Raw genomic sequence first — 23536 nt, 5'->3', positions numbered from 1 at the left:
TCGCCGGTCAGCTGCATGCCGTCCCCGGAGTCACCCGCGAAACGGATGATCACCCTGTCCAGCCGGCGCACCTCCTTGGCCGGGGTGCCGGGCTCTGTGGTCGGCGTCGGGCCGGTGTGCCCCTCCGTGACGGACATCAGGACGTGCTCCAAGGTTGTGGCTGCTGCTGCGGGGGCGGGTGCCGTTCTGCCACTCCTTCAGATGCCGCTCGAGGATGACTCGAGCGGCACTCGAAGGCGGTGGGGTGGATTCCGCCGGGCCGTGGGTTCTCGGTCATGCGGTGCGTTCTCAGCGGTCGGGCTCGGCGGTCGGGCTCAGTGGTCGAGCAGGGGCTTCCACCACTCCGGGTGGTCGACGTACCAGCCGACGACGCGCTTGAGGCCTTCGTCGAGCGTCCACTGCGGCGCGTAGCCGAGCTCGGCGCGGATCTTGTCGTCGTTGATCGCGTAGCGGAAGTCGTGGCCCTTGCGGTCCGGGACGTGCCGGACCTTCGACCAGTCGTGGCCGGTGAGGTCGAGCAGCCGTTCGGTCATCTCGCGGTTGGTGAGGGCGGTGGCGCCGCCGATGTTGTACGTCTCGCCCGCGCGGCCGGCGGTGAGGACGAGCTGGATGGCGCGGCAGTGGTCGTCGACGTGCAGCCATTCGCGGACGTTGGTGCCCTCGCCGTAGAGGGGCACCTGCTGTCCTTGCAGGAGGCGGGTGACGAACTGCGGGATGAGCTTTTCGACGTGCTGGTGGGTGCCGTAGTTGTTGGAGCACCGGGTGATGCGCACGTTGAGCTTGTGGGTGCGGTGGTAGGCGCGGGCGAGGAGGTCGCTGCCGGCCTTGGAGGCGGAGTAGGGCGAGTTGGGGAGCAGGGGCGACTTCTCGGTCCACGTGCCGGTGGCGATGGAGCCGTAGACCTCGTCGGTCGACACGTGCACGACGTTGTCCACACCGGTGTACAGGCAGGCGTCGAGGACGCTCTGGGTGCCGAGCACGTTGCTGTGGACGAAGGCCACCGCGCCGTCGACGGAGCGGTCGACGTGGGATTCGGCCGCGAAGTGGACGACGGCGTCGTGGCCGGGGAGGAGCTGGCGCAGCAGGTCCTGGTTGCAGACGTCGCCGCGGACGAAGGTCAGCCGCGGGTCGTCCATCGGCAGGTTGTCCGTGTTGCCGGCGTAGGTGAGCTTGTCGATGACGGTGACGTGCGCGTCCTCGTAGCCGCGGTAGCCGCCGGAGAGCATGGTGCGGACGTAGTGCGAGCCGATGAAGCCGGCGCCGCCGGTGACGAGGACCTTCATGCCATGACCTCCGCGCGCGTGTGGTCGCCGATGATCAGCCGGCTGCCCGAGGCGGCCGTGTCGGGCGCCTGGACCTGTGCCCAGCGGCCGATGACGCAGCTCTGCAGGTCGCGGACGTTCTTGATGGCGGCTCCTTCGAGGATGATGGAGTCCTCGACGCCGGTGTCCGTGAGGACGCAGTCGCGTCCGACGGCGGTGTAGGGGCCGATGTTGCTGCCGGTGATGACGCTTCCGGCGCCGATCACGAGCGGGCCGGTGAGCTTGGAGCGCAGGACGCGGGCGCCCGGTCCGAGGACGACCGGCCCCTGCAGAATGCTTTCCGCATCGACGTCGGCGCCCTCGCGGTCGCCGGCGGTGCCGCCGAGGCGGTCGAGGATCTCCCGGTTGCACTCCAGCAGGTCGTCGATCTTGCCGGTGTCCTTCCAGTAGCCCTCGTACTCGCGGGCGGTGACGGTCCGGCCCTGGTCGACGAGGTGCTGGATGGCGTCGGTGATCTCCAGTTCGCCGCGGGCGCTGGGCTCGATGGCGCGCACGGCCTCGTGCACGGCGGCGGTGAAGAAGTACACGCCGATGACGGCGAGGTCGCTGCGCGGCGCGCTCGGCTTCTCCACGAGGGCGAGCACCTTGGAGTCGGCGTCGACCTCGGCCACGCCGTACTGGCGCGGGTCGGCGACCTTGGTCACCAGGACCTGGGCGTCGGGGCGGCGGGTCCGGAAGGCCTCGGCGGCCTCGGCGATGCCGTCGGCCAGGACGTTGTCCCCCAGGTACATCACGAAGTCGTCGTCGCCGAGGAAGTCCGCCGCGAGGGCCACGCAGTGCGCGAGTCCGAGCGGGGCCTCCTGGCGGATGTAGGTGAGGCGCAGCCCGAGCTGCGAGCCGTCGCCCACCGTGGCCTCGATCTGTGCAGCGTGGCCGCCGACGATGACGCCCACGTCCTCGATGCCGATGTCCCGCAGGTTTTCCAGGCAGTGCACCAGGACGGGCTTGTTCGCCACCGGGACCAGTTGTTTCGCCATCGAGTAGGTGAAGGGCCGCAGCCGCGTACCTTCGCCACCGGACAGGACCAGTGCTTTCATGGGTTCCCCAGAAATTCTCGCAAGGAGACAGGATCGGGGACAACGTGGTCGACCGCGCTCGACTCCGATTCGAGTCACCGTCGAACTAATGTTGACAACTTCTCTTCCCGTCGCGGTTGCCGATGTGGAGGAGCTGAGAGTCAATGACGCAGGAACCGCAGGCCGAGGCCCAGGCCCTGTCCCCGGACGAGGTCGGCGAGGTCTACGACGAGAAGGGCTGGCTCTGGGAGATCTTCATGGGCCAGAACCTGCACATCGGCTGGTGGGACGACGAGGACCCGGAGACCGACCCCAAGGACCGGCTCACGGACGTCCTCATCGGGCAGGTCGGGCTGAAGCCCGGGCAGCACCTCCTGGACGTCGGCTGCGGGCAGGGCCGCCCGGCGCTGCGGCTGGCGGAGGCCAGCGGTGGTGAGGTCACCGGCATCACGGTGAGTGCGGAGCAGGTCGCGGCCGGCACGGAGGCGGCGGCCGCGGCGGGCCTCGCCGAGCGGGTGCGGTTCGCGCTGGCGGACGTGTCGGAACTTCCCTACGCCGACGGTGAGTTCGACGCCGTGTGGGCCATGGAGTCGCTGATGTACCTCGGTGACCGGCCCGCGGCGCTGCGGGAGATCGCGCGGGTGCTGAGGCCCGGCGGCGTGTTCGTGCTGTCGGACTACGTCGAGTCGGTCGAGCTGGACGAGGAGTGGCGCAAGGTCCTGCTGGAGGGCTTCACCGTGGGCTCGCTGCCGACCGCGGACCAGTACGCCGAGATGATCGGCGCGGCGGGGCTGGCCGTCGAGCGGAACTACGACGCGACCGCCCACCTGCGGCGTTCCGCCGCGCGGATCGACCAGCTCGTGGCGGACAACTACGACAAGGTCGTGGAGAAGGGCGGGCTGCAGTTCGCCGAGGAGTTCAAGGAGATGATCGGCAAGGTCTCGAAGCTGGAGCGGGACATGCTCGGGTACTCCGTGATCACGGTGCGCAAGCCGCTGGTCTGAGGCGCGCCGTCCCCCGGAGACCCTCGCGGGGCCGGTCCGTCGAGCCGCCGTCGAGCAGGGTTCGAGGCCCGGTTCCAACGATGACCGCATGAAGATTCTCTTTGTTGCGGGAGGCACCTCCGGGGTGATCTTCGGCATCGTCCCGCTGGCCCAGGCCGCCCGCAACGCCGGGCACGAGGTCTTTATGGCCGCCCCCGAGAACATGATGGCGACCATCACGGGCGCCGGGATCCCCGGTGTCCCGGTCTCCGACGTGCCGATGATGGACCACCTCGTCGACCGGCGCGGCATCCGCGTGCCCATCCCCGAGGATCTTCACGAGCGCTACATCTTCAACGGGCGCACGTTCGGCCGCTACGCCGCCGCCTGCCTGGACGGCCTGCTGTCCCTGACGGCGGACTGGCGCCCGGACGTCGTCGTGGGCGGGGCGCTGGCCTTCGCCGCGCCGCTGATCGCCGGGCATCTGGGCGTGCCGTACGTGAAGCAGGCCATCGACATGGGCGAGCCGCGCACGATCGACCTCGCGGCCGCCGCCGAGCTGGGCCCGGAGCTGGAGCGGCTCGGCATGTACGAGATGCCGCGCACGGATCTGTTCGTCGACATCTGCCCGCCCAGCCTGCGGCCCGCCGACGCGCCGCCCGCGCAGATGATGCGCTACGTGCCCTTCGCCACCCAGATGCCGGTCGAGCCCTGGATGTACACCAAGGGCGACCGGCCCCGGGTGCTGGTGTCGGCCGGCAGCCGGGTCACCCCGGAGTCCGACTTCGACATCCTCAGCGGGCTGGTCGACAAGGTCGGCAAGCTGGACGTCGAGCTGCTGATCGCGACGCCCGAGGCGGTCGCGGAGAAGCTGCGGCCGCTGCCGGAGCACGTGCGGGCCGGCTGGATCCCGCTGCACCTGGTGGCCCCGACCTGCGACCTCGTCGTCCACCACGCGGGCGGCAACACGACGATGGGCTACCTCTCGTACGGCGTGCCCCAGGTGCTCGTGCCCTACCTGCCCTACTGCGTGGACTATTCGACGCGGCTCAGCGCGTACGGGGCCGCGACGATGATCGACCCGGCCGACGACAGCGCCGAGAACATCGCGCGCGTCTGCGCGGAGATGCTGGCCACCCCCTCCTACCGCGAGCGGGCCGCGGAGCTGGCCGCCGAGGTGGCCGCGCTGCCCACGTCCGCCGATGCGGTGCGGGCGATCGAGCGGCTCGCCGCCGCGGCCTGACACCCGTACGCCGCCGCGCGGATGCCACCCCGTGTGCCGTCCGCGCGCACCGCACCCGTACGCCCCCCACCGCCCGCACGTGTCCGCGCCACATCGACTCCCAGGGGTACTACCAAATGATCAATCTCTTCCAGCCGCAGGTCGGTGACGCGGAACTCGCGGCCGTGGCCGAGGTGTTCGACAGCAAGTGGCTCGGGCACGGGCCGCGCACGAAGGCCTTCGAGGCGGCGTTCGCCGAGCGCCTCGGGGTCGCCCCGGAGCACGTCCTGTTCGTCAACTCCGGTACGGCCGGGCTGTTCCTGGCGCTGGAGGTCCTCGACCTGGCCGAGGGCGACGAGGTCGTCATCCCGTCCATGAGCTTCCTCGCGGCCGCCAACGCCATCGTCTCCGTGGGGGCCACGCCCGTCTTCTGCGACGTCGACCCGCGCACGATGAACCCCACGTGGGAGCACATCGAGGCGGCGGTCACGGAGCGCACCAAGGCGGTCGTGGTGCTGCACTACGGCGGCCACCCCGGCGACGTCGTGGAGATCGCCGAGCGCTGCCGCGAGCGGGGCCTCGCCCTGGTCGAGGACTCCGCCTGCTCGGTGGACTCCCGCGTGGACGGCCGCGCGGCGGGCTCCTTCGGCGACCTCGCCATGTGGAGCTTCGACGCCGCGAAGGTGCTGGTCACGGGCGACGGCGGGATGCTCTACGTGCGCGACGCCGAGCGCGCGCAGCGGGCCCGCCGGCTCGCGTACCACGGGCTCGTGCAGGCCACCGGCCTCGCCTACGCCAAGGTCTCGCACCGCTGGTGGGAGCTGGAGGTGCCGGAGGTCGGCCGGCGCGTGATCGGCAACGACCTGACGGCCGCGATCGGACTCGTGCAGCTCGGCCGGCTGCCGGAGTTCACCGGCCGGCGCAAGGAGATCGTCGCGCTGTACGACCGCGAACTCGCGGGCGTCGAGGGCCTGAAGACGCCCCCGCCGCTGCCGGCCGGGCACGAGTCCTCGCACTACTTCTACTGGGTGCAGATGGACGCGCGGATCCGCGACCAGGTCGCCTCCGACCTGCTGGCCGCCGACATCTACACGACCTTCCGCTACGCCCCGCTGCACAAGGTGCCCACCTACGGGTCCGACGCCGAACTGCCCGGCACCGAGCAGGCGTCCGGCGAGACCCTGTGCCTGCCGATCCACCCGGGCCTCGGCGACGCGGACGTGCTCACCGTGGCGGCCGAGCTGCGCAAGGCGATCGAGACCCGCACCCGCGACCTGGCCCCGGAGACGGCCGGCGCCCCGGCCGCGGGCTGACCGGAACGGGAGACCCACGTCATGCGACTGCTGTTCATGTCCCCGCTGGCCAAGAGCCTGCACGAGACGACCATCGGGCTCGATCTCGCGGAGCAGCTGGGGGACGCCGGCGTCGTCAGCCACTTCGTGATCGACGCGGACAACGAGGACCAGCTCAAGACCGCCGGACACCCGTACACCGTGATCACGCCCGCCATGGGCGGCCGGGTCCGCGAGGAGGTCGGGCGGGTCGTCAGGGAGTTCCGGCCGGACGCCGTCGTGCTGGCCGACTACCTGGCGCACTGGCTGACGCACCTGGTCAGCTACGAGACCGACCCCTGGTACGTCCAGGAGTTCGGCGTGCCGGTGATCCCCCTCGACCTGCACGACCTGACGAACACCACGCGGGAGCTGGAGGTGCTGGGGAAGACCGTCGTCGCCGACGGGAACATCCTCGACATGCCGGTGCACCTGCACCCGGTGCCGATGGGCCGCCCGGAGGCCCGGGCCGGCGGGCAGGGCCTGCCCTACCGCGCCAACCGGAGCATCGCGCCGCTGACGGACGCGGCGAGGGAGGAGGTGCGCCGGTCGCTGGGGCTCGGCGGGGCGGAGAAGCTGCTGATGTTCCCGACCCTGCCGTGGCAGGAGACCATGCAGACGCGGGCCGGGCCCCGCACGCGCGAGCTGGCCGTCCGCGTGCCGCGGCTGATCGGCCACTACCTGCGGCAGCTCCCGGACGACACCCGCTTCGTCGTCGCCGGTCCGTACCTGGACGGGCTGGGGCTGCCGCCCGAGCGCGTGCACGTGGAGGCCTCGTACACCGCGCAGCGCTACCACGCCCTGCTCGGCGCCTCGGACGCCGTGATGTCGGCGTTCCTGCCGTCCTACGCGCTGGAGCGGGCCGTCCTCGCCGACGTGCCGGGGATGTTCGCCCTCAACTCCCGCGCCCTCGGGGAAGCGGCGGGCGACGGCGGGCGGACCGGGGCCCCGGACGGGCTCTCGCCCGCGGTCCGGGCGTGGCTCGCGGACTTCCCCGGCGCCGTCCCCTCGTTCCACATGTGGCCCCTGAGCTGGGACAAGGTGGTCGGGCCGCTGCTGGAGGACAACCCGTTCGCCGACACCGCCGTACGGACCGAGCTGTTCGACGAGCAGGGCGTCGTCGAGGCGCTGACGGGCATCCTCCACGACCCGCTGGTGCGCGCCCGGCTGGCGGAGGCGCGCGCCGCCTACCGGGACGGCATCGACCGGCTCCCGGCGACCACCGAGGTCTTCGCCACCGCCGCGCGGCGCGTGGGCCTGACGCTCTGAGCCCTTCGGCCCTGAGCGCCCTTCGACCCCGAGCGCCCTTCGACCCCTGAGCCTCCTTCGAGCGGCGCTCTAACCCGGTGCCGAATGCTGAAGAAACCGCACATCATGAGGAGGGCTGCCGTGTTCCGGCAGACAAGCGAGTTCCACGACTGGTTCGCCGAACAGCGCGCGGCCCAGCACCACCGCGTGACGCCCGCCCCGCTGCGCGAGCTCGACGGCTGGTCCTTCGAGCCGGGGACCGGCGACATCCGGCACCGCAGCGGGCGGTTCTTCAGCATCGAGGGCATCGCGGCGGAGACCGACAACCGGGAGGTCGCCGCCTGGTCGCAGCCGATCATCGTGCAGCCGGAGTCCGGGATCCTGGGCATCCTGGTGAAGGAGTTCGCCGGCGTCCCGCACTTCCTGCTCCAGGTGAAGATGGAGCCGGGGAACATCAACATCCTGCAGCTCTCCCCGACCGTGCAGGCGACGCGGAGCAACTTCACCCGGGTGCACCAGGGCAACGCCGTCCCGTACCTGGAGCACTTCCTGGCGCCGCGCACCGGCCGGGTGGTCTTCGACGCGCTGCAGTCGGAGCAGGGGTCGTGGTTCCTCGGCAAGCGCAACCGCAACATGATCATCGAGGTGGACGGGGACGTCCCCGTCCGCGACGGCTTCTGCTGGCTCACGCTCGACCAGATCGGTGAGCTGCTGAACGTCGAGAACCTCGTCAACATGGACACCCGCACCGTGCTGTCGGGCCTGCCCGACGGCTGGGCCGTGCAGGGCCGCACGACCGGAGCCGAGGGCCGGGCCCTGCACGGAACGGCCGAGCTGCTGAGCTGGTTCACCGAGGCCAAGGCCTCGCACCGGCTCGACCGCCGCCGCATCCCGCTGGCGGAGGTCGGCGGCTGGGCCGAGGCGGACGGGGCCGTGGTGCACGAGAGCGGCCGCTTCTTCAAGGTCATCGGCGTGGACGTCGAGGCCCAGGGGCGCGAGGTCTCCCGCTGGTCGCAGCCCATGATCGCGCCGGTGGGCCGGGGCGTGATCGCCTTCCTCACCCGGCGCATCGAGGGCACGCTCCACCTGCTGGTGAAGGCCCGCACCGAGGCGGGCAGCTTCGACGTCCTCGAAATGGGCCCCACCGTGCAGTGCACGCCCGCCAACTACGAGGGGCTGCCCGCCGGGAGCCGTCCGCGGTTCCTGGACGAGGTGCTCTCGGCGCCGCCCGGGCGGATCCTGCTGGACGTCGTCCACTCCGAGGAGGGCGGCCGTTTCTACCACGCGGAGAACCGCTACCTCGCGGTCGAGGCACCCGAGGACTTCCCGCTCGACGCCGGCCCGGACCACATCTGGATGACCCCCCACCAGCTCGGGGCGATGATCCGCCACGCGAACCACGTGAACGTCGAGGCCCGCAACCTCCTGGCCTGCCTGCGGTTCCTGCGGTGAGCGCCGCGAAGCGCGCCCCGAGGGCCGCGCCCGTGCGCCTCGGGCTCCTGGGCTGCGCCGACATCGCCCTGCGCCGGATGCTGCCCGCCGTGGAGCGGACGGAGGGCATCGTGCTCACGGCCGTGGCCGCCCGCGACGCCGCCCGGGCCGAGCGGGTCGCCCAGCAGTACGGGGCCGAAGCCGCCGCGGGCTACGCGGAGCTGCTGGAGCGCGACGACGTCGACGCCGTCTACGTACCGCTGCCCTCGTCGCTGCACGCCGAGTGGACCGAGCGCGCGCTGCTCGGCGGGAAGCACGTCCTGGCCGAGAAGCCGATGACCCTGGACGCCGGGGAGACGGCGCGGCTCGTGGAGCTGGCCCGCTCCCGCGGGCTGGTGCTCATGGAGAACTTCATGTTCGTCCACCACCCGCAGCACCGGCGCGTGCGGCAGCTGCTGGACGAGGGCGCGATCGGCGAACTCCGCACCCTGCACGCCGCGTTTACGATCCCGCCGCGGCCCGACGGCGACATCCGCTACCGGGCCGACCTGGGCGGCGGCGCGCTCTTCGACGTCGGCGTCTACCCGCTGCGGGCCGCCCAGCTGCTGCTCGGGCCCGGCCTGGAGGTGGCCGGCGCGGACCTGCGCACCGACCCGGAGCGGGGCGTGGACGTCGCGGGCAGCGTGCTGCTGGCGCGGCCCGACGGGGTGACCGCCCACCTCACGTTCGGCATGGAACACCACTACACGTCGCGTTACGAAGTGCTCGGCAGTGCCGGCCGGCTCCGCCTCGACCACGCCTTCACGACCCCGGCCGGCCACCGCCCGGTGATCGCGATCGAGCGGCAGGGCGGCGCCGAGGAGCTGGAGCTGGAGGCGTTCGACCAGGTCACGGCCGCGGTCCGAGCGTGGGTGACGAGCATCGGATCCGGCGCCGGGACGACGACCGGCGAGGCGACCGTCCGCCACGCGCAGCTGGTCGCCGACGTCCACCGGGCGGGGCAGGTGCGCGGAGGCCGGGCCGGCACCGCCCGACGACTCGCTGAGTACGCCGTAGGAGGCGAAGAGAAATGAACGAAGCCAAGGCCCGCATTCTGGAGCAGGTCCGTGCGTACCACGGCACGGACGAGAAGGAGTTCGTCCCCGGGGAGACCGGCGTGTGGCCGGCCGGTGCCGTCTTCGACGCCGACGACCGCGTGGCGCTGGTCGAGGCCGCGCTGGACATGCGCATCGCGGCCGGTGTCAGCTCCCGCCGCTTCGAGCGCCAGTTCGCCAAGTACTTCAAGCTGCGCAAGGCCCACCTGACCAACTCGGGATCCTCGGCCAACCTCCTCGCGCTGTCCGCCTTCACCTCCCCGCAGCTGGAGGACCGGCGGCTGCAGCCCGGCGACGAGGTGATCACCGTGGCGGCGGGCTTCCCGACCACCGTCAACCCGATCATCCAGAACGGCCTCGTGCCCGTCTTCATCGACGTCGAGCTCGGCACGTACAACACGACGCCGGAGCGCATCGCCGAGGCCATCGGCCCGCGCACCAAGGCGATCATGATCGCCCACTCGCTGGGCAACCCCTTCGCCGTCGAGGAGGTCGCGAAGCTCGCCGAGGAGCACGACCTCTTCCTCATCGAGGACAACTGCGACGCCGTCGGCTCCCTCTACCGCGGCAAGCCCACCGGCACCTTCGGCGACATCGCCACCACCAGCTTCTATCCCGCGCACCACCTGGCGATGGGCGAGGGCGGCTGCGTGCTGACCGACAACCTCGCGCTCGCCCGCATCGTGGAGTCGATGCGCGACTGGGGCCGGGACTGCTGGTGCGAGCCGGGCGAGGACAACCGCTGCTTCAAGCGGTTCGACTACCAGATGGGCGACCTGCCGCACGGCTACGACCACAAGTACATCTTCTCCCACGTGGGTTACAACCTGAAGGCGACCGACCTGCAGGCCGCCCTCGGCCTCAGCCAGCTCTCCAAGATCGACGCGTTCGGCGAGGCCCGGCGCGCCAACTGGAAGCGGCTGCGCGAGGGCCTGGACGGGGTGCCGGGGCTGCTCCTGCCGGAGGCCACGCCCGACAGCGACCCCAGCTGGTTCGGCTTCGCCCTCACCGTGCGCCCCGAGGCGCGCTACACCCGCAAGGACCTGGTGGCGTTCCTGGAGGGCCGGAAGATCGGCACCCGCCGCTTCTTCGCCGGCAACCTCACCCGCCACCCCGCCTACCTGGACCGCCCGCGCCGGATCAGCGGCTCGCTCGCCAACAGCGACCTCGTCGCCGAGCACACCTTCTGGATCGGCGTCTACCCCGGCCTCACCCCCGAGATGGTCGACTACTCCGCCGAGTCCATCCGGGACTTCGCGGCGAAGAACTCCTGACGCCGGCCGAGGAGTTCCGCCGCGCGCCGGCCCCTCCCGGCGCCTCCGCACCGCCACTCACCGCACCACCGCACACCCACAGGAGCCTCACGATGACCAGGGAAGCAGACGCAGCAGCACCCACCCTGCTGGAGGCCGCCGTGGCGGCCGCCCCGCTCGCCGCCGCGCACGCCGCGGACGCGGAGGCGGACCGCCGGCTCTCCCGGCCCGTCGTGGACGCCATCGTGGCCGCCGGATTCGCCGGCCACTTCGCGCCGGCGGCGCTCGGCGGTGGGGCCGGGTCCTTCGCCGAGCTCCTCGACGCCTCCGCGGCGCTCGGCGAGGGCTGCGCCTCCGCGGCCTGGTTCGCTTCCGTGATCGCCAGCGCCGGGCGGCTGACCGCCTACCTGCCGCGGGAGGGCCGCGAGGGCGTGTGGGCGAAGGGGCCGCAGACCGTGGTCGTCGCTGGGCTCGTGCCCTCGGGCAGCGCCGAGCGGGCCCCCGGCGGCGGCTGGCGCGTCACCGGCTCCTGGAACTACGTCAGCGCCGTCGACTTCTCCGACTGGACGCTCGTCGCCGCCCGCACCGGCGAGGAGGGCACCGGCGTCCGCGTCCTCGCCGTGCCCCGCACCGACTACGCCGTCAGCGAGACGTGGCACGTCATCGGCATGCGCGGGACCGGCAGCAACACCGTCGTGCTCGACGAGGTGCTCGTGCCCGACGCGTACACCGTCCCGCTCGACGTCCTGCTCAAGGGGCTCGCGCCCGACGCGGAGGCGGACTGCCACCGCGTGCCGATGAAGGCCGCCAACGGCGTCACCCTCGGCGGGCCCCTGCTCGGCGCGACCCGGGGCGCGCTGCGCCGCTGGCGCGAGCTCGTCGCCGCCAAGCTGGCCGCCCCCGCGGGCGCCATCTCGGGGGGCTCCGACCACGGCACCTTCGAACAGCTCCTGGCCCGTGCCGAGGGCGAGACCGACGCGGCCGGGCTGCTGCTGGAGCGCGTCGCCCGCACCACCGACACCGGCGCCGTCGACGCGCTCGCCACCGCCCGCAACGGGCGGGACTGCGCACTCGCCGCGGAGATGCTCGCGACGGTCTGCGACCGGCTGCTGCGCTCGGCCGGCACCCGTGCGCAGGCCGAGGGCGAGGAGCTGCAGCGGCGCTGGCGGGACGTGAACTGCGGCGCGGGCCACAGCGGTCTGCAGTTCCCGACGGCGGCAGGCGCGTACGCCCGGCTGCTGAACGCCTCCGCCTGAAGCCCGGCGGCCGCCCCTGGGCGAAAGCGCCGGACGGACCCGTAACGGGCCGTCCGGCGCTTGGTGTTCGTGGGGGGGTCAGGTGCCCGCGGTCACCAGGCGGCGCTGGTGCTGCGCGGGCACCGTGTCCGCCGGGTTGAGCACGTCCAGCTGCAGCCGCTGCAGCTCGGGGGACGGCTCCAGGCCCAGCTCGTCGTTGAGGATCCGGCGCAGGCTCTGGTACGCCTGCAGGGCCTCGGCGCGCCGCCCGGAGTGGCTGAGGGCGGAGATCAGCTGGCCGTGGAACCATTCGTTGAGCGGGTAGTCGTTGACGAGCGCGCGCAGCAGCGGGATGGACTCCCGCTGCCGGCCGAGCTGCAGCTCCGCCTCGATGCGCAGCTCCAGGGCCCGGATGCGCAGTTCGTTGAGGTGCACGATGCGGCCGGTGAGGACGTCGCCCGCGGGGATGTTGGAGAGCGCGGGGCCGCGCCACAGGTCCAGCGCCTGCTCCAGGCGCTGGACGGCGGCCTCGGGCCTGCCGTTCTCCAGGGCCGTCTTCCCCTGCAGCACGAGGCGTTCGAAGATCTTGATGTCGACCTCGTGGTCCTCCACGCGGATGAGGTAGCCGGGCGGCTGGGTGATCAGCAGGGCCCGCTCGGCGGGCACCAGCCGCTCGGCTATGAACATCTTGCGCGCGTGGTAGATGTACGTCTGCAACGTGGTCAGGGCGCTGCGCGGCGGCGACTCCCCCCACAGCTCCTGGATCAGCGATTCCGAGGTGACGATCTCGTTGGGCCGGGTCAGGAGCAGGGCGAGTGTCTGACAGACCTTCGGCGTGCTGGGCAGGTGGGGTGGTCGCCCGTCTTCGGTGATGATCTCGAACGGGCCGATGAGGTTGAATCGCACTGCACACACTCCTGTACCGGGTGCAAAGATCCCTGTGCCGCGTTGAGCAGGATTGCTGACAACGTAGGTGTCTGCCGCACAAAACCCCCACTCCGGGGCGGTGAGAGTGTCAGGCTACCGACCGGTAGGTTTTCTTTTTTACGAGCCCCGTCACGTCCGGTTCATACGTGTGTCACGCGTGGCACGCGGGCAGTCCGCCGTGGTACTCGACCATCTCGGAGAAGAGCAGGCCGACGTCCAGCGGACGGCCGGGAGGCGCCCCCTTCTCCTCCGCGTACGCGCGGTGCAGGTTGGGCACCAGGCGCTCGGAGTCGAGCAGCCCGGCGTACTCCCCGAGATCCGCCTCGCGCGCGGCCTCCAGCGGGCCGATCCCCGCCGCGAGACCCTCTCGGGCGATCTCCTGCACGCGCCGCAGGTACCCCTCCGTCACGTCGAGCAACTCCGGTCCGCCCACGGGGCCGTGGCCCGCGACGACCGTCACCGGGTCGAGCGCGCGCAGCTGCTCGGTGACGGCCAGCGAGCCGGAGACCGAGCCCATCAGGCAGAACGGCGTGGCCCCCGACATCACCAGGTCGCCGGTGAACAGGACCCGCTGCTGGGGCAGCCAGACGACCGTGTCGTTGGTCGTGTGCGCGATGCCCGGGTGCAGCAGCTCGGCCGTGACGTCCCCGATGTGCAGGGTCAGCCGGTCGCGGAAGGTGAGGGTGGGCAGCTCCACCGAGACGTCGCCCCAGCACACCTCGGGCCACAGGCCCGTCAGGTGCAGGCCGACGTCCGCCATCTCGGTCCGGGTGCGCTCATGGGAGACGATCACGGCGTCGTCGGCGAAGAGGTAGTTGCCGAAGGTGTGGTCGCCGTGGGAGTGGGTGTTGACGACGAACTGCGGGGGTCGCGCCGTGAGGGGGGCGACGGCCTCCTTCAGGGCGCGTGCGCGTGCCTCCGTCGCGGCCGTGTCGACGAGGGCGGAACGGTTGCCGGCGACGATGAGGCCGGCGTTGTTCAGGCACCAGCCGCCGTCGGGCTGGACGTAGGCGTGGACGTTCTCCGCCACCTCTTGGAGGCGGGGGGTGGCTTGGGTGTTCACCGGGTGTTCTCCGCGGGTCGGGGAAGGGGCTCGATCACTGTGGCGAGCGGGAATCGAGTGCGGGTCGAGGAGGCGCGGCCGGTCCCCCGCGGGGGCGTGCGGACAGCACCGCCGCTGCCAGGCCCGCGTCCAGCACCGTCCCCGCCGTCGGCCTCCTCGCCGTGCCGAAGACCGCCGGGGCCACCGCCGCGCTGACGGTGTAGCCCGCGGGCAGCGTGTGGGACTCCAGGTGCCAGTCGCCGTCGTCGGCCGGGGAGCCGTCCGAGCGCAGCAGCCGGGCCGTGGCGCCGGAGGCGGCCGGGATCGTGAAGCCGAAGGAGGTGAAGGGCAGCCGCAGGCCCAGCCCCAGGGCCTTGCTGTAGGCCTCCTTGAGGGTCCACAGCCGGATCATGGACGCGTTGCGGTCCTCCTCCGGCAGCCAGCCCAGCGCGGCCCGCTCGTAGGCGGTGAAGGACTCCTCGGCCAGGCCCGTGCCGTGGATCGGGCGGGCCGAGGACTCCACGTCGACGCCGATCGGGCCGACGTGGCTGAGTCCCACGGCGAGGATGTCCCCCGTGTGGCTCAGGCTCACCTCCAGCTGGCCGCAACCGCGCAGGTAGGGCCTGCCGTTGGGGTTGCGGGCGAGCTCCAGGTCGCCCGGGTCGGCGTCCAGGACGGCGCCCGCCGCGTGCTTCAGCAGCAGCCGGGAGGCGGCGAAGCGCCGCCGCGTCCGCTCCTGGCGGATGCCGGCGTGGCGCTCGGCCTCCTGCCCGAGCAGCCTGCGGAGTTCGCCGTCCGGCAGGCCGTGGTCTCCCCAGTCGGCCATCAGCCCGTAGACCAGGGCGAAGCCCCGCTCCTCCATGGCGGCGTCCGCCGCGGTCCACGGGCCGTCCGGGGCCGTGATGCGGACCGGCGCCGAACCGGCCAGCCCCCGGGTGCCGGATGTGGCCATGTGATCTCCCTTGGTGCGATGGCCGGCTGCCGTTTGCCGGACGTGCGGCGGGCGCTATGCGGTCGGCCCGCCACCCAGCGGCACGTCGTACAGGTCGAGGCTGCGGCCCTGGGTGCAGCGCTCGACCACGGCCGCGAGGAGCGCCTCGCCGCGTCTGCCGTCGGCGGCGGGCTCGGGCAGGCCGAGGCGGAACTGGACCCTGCCGAGCGCCGCGATCAGCCAGGCGGGGTCGGACAGGAAGCCCGGCTGCCGCTCGCGGTCGCCGTACAGCCACACGCCCAGGCAGGCGGCCGCCGCCGCGAGGAGGGTGTAGCGCTCGGCGAGGGCGTAGCCGTGCGGGGTGGCCAGGGCGGCGAGGTCCTGCTTGGGCAGGGCGCGGCACTTGGCGCCGAGCGCCCGCAGCGCGGCGGCCAGCGCCCGCACCTGGGAGCGCAGCACCTCCCCGTCCGGGCCGGTGACGGGGAGGGCGTCCAGGGTCTCCTCGGCGTGCGGCAGCACCGCCATCAGCGTGTCCCCGCCGGCGGCGAGGTCGAGCCGGGAGGGGTCGAGCGGGGGCAGGGGCGCGGCGGCGGAGAACAGGGCGGCCGGTGGCGCGGCGGCGGTCCACGACGTACGGGCCAGGAAGGGCAGTTGCGGGACCAGGGTCGCCAGGGCCGCGGCGGCGCCGATCGGTCCCGGCGGGATCTCCGACAGGTCGCGCAGGTGTTTGCGGAACGTGCCGAAGCCGCCTTCCTCCTGCAGGGCGCGCGGCCCCAGGACGGCCGCGAGGTCGCCCGTGCTCTGCTGCAGCATGCGCACCACCAGGCACATGGCGGCCGCCGTCCACACGCTGGACTCCTCCGGCAGGAGGTGCAGCGAGCGGATCGTGGCCAGCAGCAGGCAGTCGCACACCAGGGCGTCCGCGAACGAGGACGTGATCGCACGCCGCGCGTACCGCGAGGTCAGCGGGCGCACCCCCGGCGTGCGCTCCAGCACCGCCGCGACCACCGAGCGCAGCGCGGTGTCGGCGCACCCGACCGCCATCGACGGCACGAGCGGCCTGCTGACCTGCAGGGATCGCAGGGCGACCGCCGTCCCGTCACCGGGCGCGCCGAGCACGCTGCCCTCGGGGACGGGCCACCGGTCGAACTCCAGCAGGCCCGCGGGCAGCCGGCGCACCGCGGCGGCGTCGTACGGGGAGAGCAGCCGCACGGCGTCCGGCGGCAGGTCGGCGCGGTCCAGGAGCAGCGCCGAGTGGGCGCCGTCGCCGTCCGCGTGCCGGGCCAGCAGGACGAAGCCGGCGGCCAGGGGCGCGTTGGCGATCAGCGGGGTGCGCCCGTCCAGCAGCCCGCCGCCCCGCGGCCCGGGGGTGAGGGTGAGGTCGCCGCTGCTGAACTCGTTGCCGTAGGACATGTTCTGGAACGCGACGGCGAGCCGCCCGCCGTCCAGGAGCAGCCGGGCCGTGCGGGCCTGCTGTTCCGGGGTGCCGTGGCACCAGGCGAACACGGCGGAGACCAGGGAGACCGATCCGTGCCCGCGCCCCAGGGCGAAGTCGCGCCGGAACACCGCGCGCAGCAGCTGCGTCGCGGTGTCCAGGCGGGTCAGACGCCCGCCGAGGGGTTGCGGGACGATCTCCTGCCGCAGGCCGAAGGCGTCCAGCAGGGGCTCGCCGCCCAGCGGCAGCTCGCCGCGGCGGTCGGCGGCCAGGACGGCGGCGTGACCGAGCGGGTTGCCCGGGTCGCGGGGGTCGCCCAAAAGGCGCTCCAGCGCGGTCACCCGGTCGGCGGGCGCACCGGGTCCGGCTGTGGGGGCGATGTCAGAAGACCTGGTCATGGGTGATCAGGCGGGACTTCAGCTGCACCTCGCCCCCGTTCACCACCAGCGTGTCGTGCACCGTGCAGCTCGGGTTGATCTCGGGCTTGCCGCCGGGGCGGACAGTCACCACGAGGGCGTACACCGTCGACTTGACGGTCCCGTCGTCCTGCGGGTCCAGGGCGATCTGGTTGAACCAGTGGCGGCGGGTGACCGGGTCGCCGTCGAACTTCTTGTGGAAGTTCACGAGCTCCTCGACGATGCCGGGGCGGCCGACGGCGGGCTCGGCGCCCGGCGAGTGCTGGAAGACGCCGTCCTCGGTGAACGTCGCCGCGTACTCCTCGAAGCGCCGGGCGTCGAGGTGGTGCATCTGGTGGGCGTAGAAGTGCTGGACCTGGGAGTGGAGCTCCGTCAGGGACTGCGTGGTGGCGGTCATGGTGCCTCCGGGAAGGAAGAAGAGAAGAAGAAAAGGGGGAGGGGGAAGGGATCAGCCGGCCTGCGCGGCGGCGCGCTCCTCGGCGTACGTCGCGGCGTGCGCCATGGTGGCGAGGCTGTTGCGGCCGAGGGCCTCGCGGAGGTACTGACGGGCGTCGGCGAGGGTGGCGTCCGCGCCCAGGACCTCGGTGACCGCCCCGGGGTTGACCGCCACCGTGTGCCGGGCGGTGGCGACGGCGCCGCCGCCGGGCTTGTCCGCGAAGTGCCACAGGCCGCTGTGGCCGAGCAGCAGCTTCGGCATGACGTGCTGCTTGTAGGCGATCCACTCCGGGCCGCGGCAGATGCGGGTGGAGCGGGTGGTGTGGGCCGAGCCGTCGGCGGTGACCGTGTCCATCTCCAGGTCCTGGATGCCGGGGACGTCCTCGGTCAGCCGGGCCTGCCGGACGTGCGGGAGGCGCTCCGCCCACAGGTCGGCGCGGTTGACGAAGTCGAAGGCGTCGGCGGCCGAACCCGTCAGCTCGACGGTGTCGGTGAAGGAGAACACCACGTCGGAGGCGGGGCCGCCGTACTCGGCGATCCGCGCCAGCGCCGCCAGCTCCTCGGGGCTGTTGCGGTCCAGCGCCGCGTTGACCGCCGCGACCGTCTCCGGCGCGTCGCCGACGGCCGTGAAGTCGTGGAGCAGCACCACGCGGGTGCCGCCGCCCGGCAGCGCCTCGAAGATCCACTCACCGCCCATGGAGGCGATGGGGGCCTGGCTGCGCTCCTGCCGGAAGGTCACGCGCCGCGCCTCGGGGTCGAGGGTGCGCCGGGAGGTCCAGGTGCTGACCTTGCCGCCCACTGTGGCCCAGATCTCGAAGCGCTCCGTCCGCTCGCCGCGCTCCAGGTGGTGGACGTGGACGCTCGGCCCGAAGATGGCGGGCCAGGTCGTGACGTCCGCGACCAGGCCGTAGAGCACCTCCGGGGGCGCGGAAACATCCAGGGTGTGCTCGGTGTGGTGCCGGCGCGGTTCCGTCATGTCGTTCGTCTCCTCGGTGCGTACGGGGCCGGGTCCGGGCACGTGGTTCTCCCGTGCCCGGACCCGGGTGCGTGCTGCGGGGCCGCTCGGTGCGGTGGGGTGCGCGGCGCGTCAGGCGGCGGCGGCCTCGGTGACCAGGCCGTTGACCAGGTCGATGAGGGCCCGCGGCGTCTCGACCTCGACCAGCTCGTCGTCCGGGACGACGACGCCGAACTCCTGCTTGATCTGGGCGGCGCTCTCCATCAGGGCGAGCGAGTCGTAACCCAGTTCGTCGAAGGGGCGGTCGGAGATGTCGCCGGTGATGTCGATGCTGTCGTCGACGCCGGCGCACTCGACGAGGATGCGGCGGACGTCGTCAACGGTCATGTGGGCCATGGGGATTACTCCAGGTGGGTAGAGGTGTGCGCGTACGGCCGGAGCCGCCCGCGGGGCTAGGCGCGGACGACGACGGCCGAGTTGAACCCGTGCCGGCCGCGCGCGAGCACCAGGGCGGTGCGGACCCGCTGGTCGCGGGGTGCGCCCTGGACCAGGTCGAGGCCGTAGCCCTCGGGCACCGGGGCGCCCGTGGGGGTCGGGGGGATCACGCCGTCGCGGATCGACAGCAGGGCCGTCGCGACGTCCAGCGGGCCGCCGCCGGAGTAGAGCCGGCCGGTGAGGGCCTTCGGGGCGGTGACGGGCACGGCTCCGGCGCCGAACAGGCCGCTGATGGCCGCGGCCTCCGCCGCGTCCAGCTCGGGCACGCCGGCGCCGTCGGCGAAGACCACGTCGATGTCGCCGGGCGCGAGGCCCGCGTCGGCCAGGGCGGCCTCGGCGGCGCGGCGCAGGGCCGGGGGACGGCCGGTGCCGGGCGCCGGGTCGAAGGTCGCGGCGTAGCCCGCGAGTTCGCCGTAGACGTGCTGCACGCCGCGCGCGCGGGCGCTCGCCTCGTCCTCGGCGACGAGGATCGCGCCGCCCTCGCCGGGGACGTAGCCCGAGGCGTCGGCGCTGAAGGGCAGGTAGGCGCGGGCGGGGTCGGTGGCGGTGGTGACGCGGCCGCCGGCCAGCTGGGAGACGTAGCCCCACGGGTCGAGGGCGGAGTCGACGCCGCCCGCCACCACGAGCGGGGTGCCGCGGCGGATCGTGCGCCGGGCGTGGCCGAGCGCGTCCAGGCCGCCGGCCTGCTCGCCGACAAGGGCCGCGCTCGGTCCGCGCAGCTTGTGGCGGATGGAGATCTGGCCGGTGTTGACCGCGTAGAACCAGGCGAAGGACTCGTAGACGCTGACGAAGTCCGGGCCCTTGCTCCACAGCTTGTCGAACTCGCGGTGGGTGAAGTCGAAGCCGCCCATCGCGTTGGAGGTGACGACGCCCATGTCGTAGTCCGGCAGGGTGTCGGGCGAGACGTCGGCGTCGGTGAGGGCCCAGTCGGCGGCGACGAGCGCGAGCCGCGTCGAGGGGTCGGTCTGCGGGAGCAGCCGGCTGTTGAGGTGCTCGGCGGCGTCGAAGTCGTCGATCTGGCCGGCGAGGGAGGCGGCGTAGCGGGAGGCGTCGAAGCGGGTGACGGGGCCGATGCCGGTGTGGCCCGCGAGCACCGCCTTCCAGTAGGCGTCGGTGCCCAGGCCGTTGGGGGCGGTGACGCCGATGCCGGTGATCACGGTCCGGCTGTTCGGAGCGTCCTTGCTGGTCATGCCTTCACTCCTTCCGGGGCGCGCAGGATCATCGCGCTCTGGAAACCGCCGAAGCCGCTGCCGACGGTGAGGACGGAGTCCACCCGCTGCTCGCGCGCCGTCAGCGGGACGTAGTCGAGGTCGCACTCGGGGTCGGGCGTGTGCAGGTTGGCCGTCGGCGGTACGACGTCGTGCTTGATGGCCAGGGCGCAGGCCGCGATCTCGATGGAGCCGATGGCGCCGAGGGAGTGGCCGACCATCGACTTGATGGAGCTGACCGGAACGTCGTAGGCGTGCTGCCCGAGCGCGATCTTGAACGCGGCCGTCTCGTGGCGGTCGTTCTGCTTGGTCCCGGAGCCGTGCGCGTTGACGTAGTCCACGACGGTGGGGTCGATGCGCGACTCGTCGAGCGCGGCGCGGATCGCCTCCGCCATCTCCCGGCCGTCCTTCTTCAGGCCGGTCATGTGGTACGCGTTGCAGCGCGTGGCGTAGCCGGTGACCTCGGCGTAGATCTGCGCGCCGCGGGCCTTGGCGGCCTCGTACTCCTCCAGGACGAACATGGCGCTGCCCTCGGCGAGGACGAAGCCGTTGCGGGAGGCGTCGAACGGCCGGGAGGCGTGCTCGGGGTCGTCGTTGCGCGTGGTGGTGGCCTTGATGGCGTCGAAGCAGGCCAGCACGATCGGGGAGATCGGGGTGTCCGACGCGCCGGCGATCATCACGTCGGCGGAGCCCTCGCGGATGAGCTGGACGCCGTAGCCCACGGCGTCGAGGCCGGAGGTGCAGCCGTCGGAGACCATGGTCACGGGGCCCTCGGCGCCCGCGGCCCAGGCGACCTCGGCGGGCATCACGCCCGGGCTGAGGTAGTCGAACATGTGCGGCGACAGGTAGTCGGGGTCGACCAGCCACTCGCGGCCCTTGTCGGCCATCACGAGGTACTCGTTCTCCAGGCTGGTCGCGGAGGCGACGGCGCTGCCGAGGCTCACGCCCACGCGGTGCGGGTCGACGCCGGCGAACTCCAGCCCGCTGTCGGCCACGGCCTCGCGGGTGCAGGCGACGGCGAACTGGGTCGCCCGGTCCATCCTGCGGATCTCGCGCGGGGAGAAGCCCTCGGCCTCGGGGAAGAAGTCGGCCTCGGCCGCCACCTGGGACCGGAAGGCAGCCGCGTCGAAGAACGAGATCCGCCGGGTGGCGGTGCGGCCCGCGGTGAGCAGGTCCCAGAACTCCTTGGTGCCGGAGCCGCCCGGGGCGCGGACGCCGATTCCGGTGATCACCACTCGTCGGGTCATCGCGTGGGCACGCCTTCCTTCGAGCTGAACATCGAGTCACGTTCCTTTCCGCTTGCCGTGGGGAAACGGTGCGGCTCCGGGCTCGAACACCACTCGAAGACGGATGGGGCACCTCCGGCGCCTTCCGTCACGCCCTTCGCTCCCTCATCACAAGAAACCGGCTGGCCGGTTTCTCTTGGTAAGGCGACGTCGGAGGGCCCGTACCCAGGGCTTCCGGTTGGTTTTCGGCCGGGCCTGGGGCGGGATGGAGAGGGAGGAAACCGGGCAAGAAGGGGTGTAACGCCTCTCCCGGTCAAGGTTTCAAAGAGTAATAGAAACAACGCAGTCGGTTTGGTACGGTCAAATGCGCCGTCGGTAGCCATCACGTGGGGAGAGACGATGGAAGCCAGATCCGTGCAACTCAGCCCTGTGTCCAGCCACCCTGTGGCCGGCCGCTCCGTGCCCGGCCGGCCTGTGCCCAGCCCTCGGACCACCGGGGAGCCACCGGCCGGGGAAGCGGCCCTCGCCGGCCCCTGGGACGTGGAACCCGAGCTCTTCTCTTCGCTCACGCGCAACGACCAGCGCAGGATGGCGGAGCAGTACGTACGCGGCCTGCTGGAGGCGGAGGGCCGCAAGACCCTGCGCAACGTCGCGGAACAGATCGGCGGGAAGGCGCTCCAGCAGAGCGTCCACCACTTCATCACCGCCTCGTCCTGGAACTGGGCCCCGGTCCGGCGGGCGCTCGCGCGCCGCGCGGAGGAGGAGGTGCGCCCCCAGGCCTGGGTGGTCAACTCCACCGTCATCCCCAAGGCGGGGGTGCACTCGGTCGGCGTCGACCAGCAGTTCCTCCCTCACCTGGGACAAACGGTCAACGGCCAGCGGGCGTTCAGCGTCTGGAGCGCCTCCGAGCGCGTCAGCGTCCCCTTCAACTGGAGCCTGGTGCTGTCCAGGAACTGGCTGGAGGACCCCGCCCGGCGCAGCCGCGCCCACATACCCGACGCCAGCCGCGTCATCTCCCTGGAGGAGCACGCCGCCGCCGTCGCCCTGGAAGCCGCCGACTCCTGGGGGCTGCGGCGGCGCCCCGTCGTCGTGGACGTGGAGGGGCTCGACGCGGGGGCGACCGTGCGGCGCTTCGCGCGCGCGGGCGTTCCACTGATCATGCGCATCGACGGCACGACCCCCCTGCGGGTCGACGGCACCCTGCTGCAGGGCTACAGCGACCGGGAAGTGCCCGCGCAGAACCTGATCGGCTCGATGAAGCGGATGCGCCGGCAGGTCGAGTGGTCCGACACCTCCGGGGCGGGCTCGTACCGCGGGGTGGTCAGCACGATCCCGGTGATCCTGTCCTGCCCGGCCCCCGCGGGCGGGCCCGGCGGCAGCCACCACCGGCCCATGCTGCTGATGGGCGACTGGGGCCCCTCCGACCGGTGGCCGTCGCGGCTGTGGCTCACCGACTCCCGGCGGCTGCCGCTGGTCACCCTGCTGCGCCTGACCCGGCTCACGGGCGTCGTCCAGCGCGACTTCGCGGAGATCTCCGAGCACACGGGGATACGGGACTTCGCGGGCCGCTCGTTCCGCGGCTGGCACCGCCACGTCACCCTGGCCTCGGTCGCCCACCTCATCGCCGTGCGCGCCGGGGCCCGGCGGCTCCCGGCACAGCGGCGGCGCGCGGCGGGGTCGCTCGCGCCGCTGTGCGCGTGAGGGAGGCCCGGGCGAGGCGTCAGGCCGGTGCCTGGCCGGCGATGCCGTGGAAGCCCTTCCGGTAGTACAGGAGGGGCTCCCCCTCGCCGGCCTCGGCGTGCTCCACCTCGCCGAACAGCACGAGGTGGTCACCGGCCGGCACCTGCCGCTCGGTGCGGCACTCCAGCCGGGCGAGCGCGCCCGGCAGCAGGGGCAGCCCGCGCCGGGACCACGTCGTGCCCGGCCGGGGGAACTTCTCCGCGCCCTTGCGCGCGAAGAGCCCGGCCAGGTCCTGCTGGTCCCGGCCGAGCACGTGGACGACGAACCCCTCGGCGCCGGTGAAGGCGTCGAAGCAGTTGGCCCGCAGATCCAGGCACACGAGCACCAGGGGCGGTTCGAGGGAGACGGAGGTGAAGGAGCTGGCAGTGAAACCGTGGCTGCGGCCCTGTGCGTCCACGGTGGTCACGACCGTGACCCCGCTGGCCCAGCGGGCGAGGGACGTCCGGAACCGTTCGGCGGTGATCGTCTCTGCGAGCATCCCCCCACGCTGCTCAGCCCCGCTTGAGCCGGGATCGAGACGTGGCGGAACCGCTGCGGCGGAACCCGCGCTTCGACCCCCTTTCGACCGGCCGTCGAGGCCGCGGCGGCACC

At 72.7% G+C, this 23536-nt stretch carries 21 protein-coding genes; 9 read left to right on the top strand and 12 right to left on the bottom strand.

Features of this window, described 5'->3' with window-relative positions; genetic code table 11:
• Positions 1–314: 314 nt before the first annotated feature.
• Positions 315–1283 carry a dTDP-glucose 4,6-dehydratase gene (gene rfbB / locus ACSNOG_RS06885; RefSeq protein WP_436751644.1) on the bottom strand — a complete coding sequence of 323 codons (969 nt, stop codon included), beginning with the start codon at positions 1281–1283 and terminating at the stop codon, positions 315–317.
• A complete protein-coding gene (locus ACSNOG_RS06880; RefSeq protein WP_436751643.1) occupies positions 1280–2359 on the bottom strand; it encodes a glucose-1-phosphate thymidylyltransferase in 1080 nt (359 codons plus the stop codon). The genes rfbB and ACSNOG_RS06880 overlap by 4 nt, the downstream gene beginning before the upstream one ends.
• A gap of 143 nt (positions 2360–2502) precedes the next feature.
• On the opposite strand from ACSNOG_RS06880, the gene ACSNOG_RS06875 reads away from it, so the two are divergent.
• The 8 genes from ACSNOG_RS06875 to ACSNOG_RS06840 all read left to right on the top strand — a co-directional run bounded on the left by ACSNOG_RS06875 (position 2503) and on the right by ACSNOG_RS06840 (position 12156).
• Complete coding sequence (locus tag ACSNOG_RS06875; RefSeq protein ID WP_436751642.1) at positions 2503–3342, top strand: SAM-dependent methyltransferase; 840 nt, start codon at positions 2503–2505, stop codon at positions 3340–3342.
• An 88-nt stretch (positions 3343–3430) separates the two neighbouring features.
• Positions 3431–4564 carry a nucleotide disphospho-sugar-binding domain-containing protein gene (locus tag ACSNOG_RS06870; RefSeq protein ID WP_436751641.1) on the top strand — a complete coding sequence of 378 codons (1134 nt, stop codon included), beginning with the start codon at positions 3431–3433 and terminating at the stop codon, positions 4562–4564.
• Between the two features lie 116 nt (positions 4565–4680).
• Positions 4681–5856 (top strand): DegT/DnrJ/EryC1/StrS family aminotransferase, encoded by a 1176-nt coding sequence (locus tag ACSNOG_RS06865; protein ID WP_436751640.1) that lies wholly within the window; start codon positions 4681–4683, stop codon positions 5854–5856.
• Between the two features lie 21 nt (positions 5857–5877).
• On the top strand, positions 5878–7143 hold the full coding sequence (locus ACSNOG_RS06860) for a DUF6365 family protein (RefSeq protein WP_436751639.1): 1266 nt from the start codon (positions 5878–5880) through the stop codon (positions 7141–7143).
• Between the two features lie 120 nt (positions 7144–7263).
• Positions 7264–8574: an NDP-hexose 2,3-dehydratase family protein gene (locus tag ACSNOG_RS06855; RefSeq protein WP_436751638.1), complete on the top strand. Its 1311-nt coding sequence runs from the start codon at positions 7264–7266 to the stop codon at positions 8572–8574.
• Positions 8571–9626, top strand: a complete 1056-nt coding sequence (locus ACSNOG_RS06850; protein WP_436751637.1) for a Gfo/Idh/MocA family protein — start codon at positions 8571–8573, stop codon at positions 9624–9626. The genes ACSNOG_RS06855 and ACSNOG_RS06850 overlap by 4 nt, the downstream gene beginning before the upstream one ends.
• On the top strand, positions 9623–10921 hold the full coding sequence (gene rfbH, locus ACSNOG_RS06845; RefSeq protein ID WP_436751636.1) for a lipopolysaccharide biosynthesis protein RfbH: 1299 nt from the start codon (positions 9623–9625) through the stop codon (positions 10919–10921). The genes ACSNOG_RS06850 and rfbH overlap by 4 nt, the downstream gene beginning before the upstream one ends.
• Before the next feature lie 92 nt (positions 10922–11013).
• Entirely contained in the window at positions 11014–12156 is a 1143-nt protein-coding gene (locus ACSNOG_RS06840; protein WP_436751635.1) for a hydrolase, read from the top strand.
• Positions 12157–12234: 78 nt separating this feature from the next.
• On the opposite strand, the gene ACSNOG_RS06835 is transcribed toward ACSNOG_RS06840, so the two are convergent.
• The 9 genes from ACSNOG_RS06835 to ACSNOG_RS06795 all read right to left on the bottom strand — a co-directional run bounded on the left by ACSNOG_RS06835 (position 12235) and on the right by ACSNOG_RS06795 (position 21226).
• On the bottom strand, positions 12235–13041 hold the full coding sequence (locus tag ACSNOG_RS06835; protein ID WP_436751634.1) for an AfsR/SARP family transcriptional regulator: 807 nt from the start codon (positions 13039–13041) through the stop codon (positions 12235–12237).
• 172 nt (positions 13042–13213) lie between these two features.
• A complete protein-coding gene (locus ACSNOG_RS06830; RefSeq protein ID WP_436751633.1) occupies positions 13214–14125 on the bottom strand; it encodes an MBL fold metallo-hydrolase in 912 nt (303 codons plus the stop codon).
• Between the two features lie 34 nt (positions 14126–14159).
• Positions 14160–15056 (bottom strand): 4'-phosphopantetheinyl transferase family protein, encoded by an 897-nt coding sequence (locus tag ACSNOG_RS06825; protein ID WP_436751632.1) that lies wholly within the window; start codon positions 15054–15056, stop codon positions 14160–14162.
• Between the two features lie 54 nt (positions 15057–15110).
• A complete protein-coding gene (locus ACSNOG_RS06820) occupies positions 15111–16868 on the bottom strand; it encodes an acyl-CoA dehydrogenase family protein (RefSeq protein ID WP_436751631.1) in 1758 nt (585 codons plus the stop codon).
• Positions 16852–17283, bottom strand: a complete 432-nt coding sequence (locus tag ACSNOG_RS06815; protein ID WP_436751630.1) for a nuclear transport factor 2 family protein — start codon at positions 17281–17283, stop codon at positions 16852–16854. The genes ACSNOG_RS06820 and ACSNOG_RS06815 overlap by 17 nt, the downstream gene beginning before the upstream one ends.
• A gap of 51 nt (positions 17284–17334) precedes the next feature.
• A complete protein-coding gene (locus ACSNOG_RS06810) occupies positions 17335–18297 on the bottom strand; it encodes an aromatase/cyclase (protein WP_436751629.1) in 963 nt (320 codons plus the stop codon).
• Between the two features lie 111 nt (positions 18298–18408).
• A complete protein-coding gene (locus ACSNOG_RS06805; RefSeq protein WP_058047372.1) occupies positions 18409–18672 on the bottom strand; it encodes an acyl carrier protein in 264 nt (87 codons plus the stop codon).
• A gap of 56 nt (positions 18673–18728) precedes the next feature.
• On the bottom strand, positions 18729–19961 hold the full coding sequence (locus tag ACSNOG_RS06800; protein ID WP_436751628.1) for a ketosynthase chain-length factor: 1233 nt from the start codon (positions 19959–19961) through the stop codon (positions 18729–18731).
• Entirely contained in the window at positions 19958–21226 is a 1269-nt protein-coding gene (locus tag ACSNOG_RS06795; RefSeq protein WP_436751627.1) for a beta-ketoacyl-[acyl-carrier-protein] synthase family protein, read from the bottom strand. Before ACSNOG_RS06795 ends, ACSNOG_RS06800 begins: the two co-directional genes overlap by 4 nt.
• Before the next feature lie 519 nt (positions 21227–21745).
• Between ACSNOG_RS06795 and ACSNOG_RS06790 the strand changes: the two genes are divergently transcribed.
• Positions 21746–22906, top strand: a complete 1161-nt coding sequence (locus ACSNOG_RS06790; protein ID WP_436751645.1) for an IS701 family transposase — start codon at positions 21746–21748, stop codon at positions 22904–22906.
• Between the two features lie 19 nt (positions 22907–22925).
• Here ACSNOG_RS06790 and ACSNOG_RS06785 read toward each other — a convergent pair whose 3' ends face one another.
• Entirely contained in the window at positions 22926–23423 is a 498-nt protein-coding gene (locus ACSNOG_RS06785; protein ID WP_436751626.1) for a flavin reductase family protein, read from the bottom strand.
• Positions 23424–23536 lie beyond the last annotated feature (113 nt).

Source organism: Streptomyces sp. URMC 124 (genome assembly GCF_051386455.1).
In the GTDB taxonomy this organism is placed as follows: Bacteria; Actinomycetota; Actinomycetes; order Streptomycetales; family Streptomycetaceae; genus Streptomyces.
This window is presented reverse-complemented; position numbering and strand designations above follow the sequence as displayed.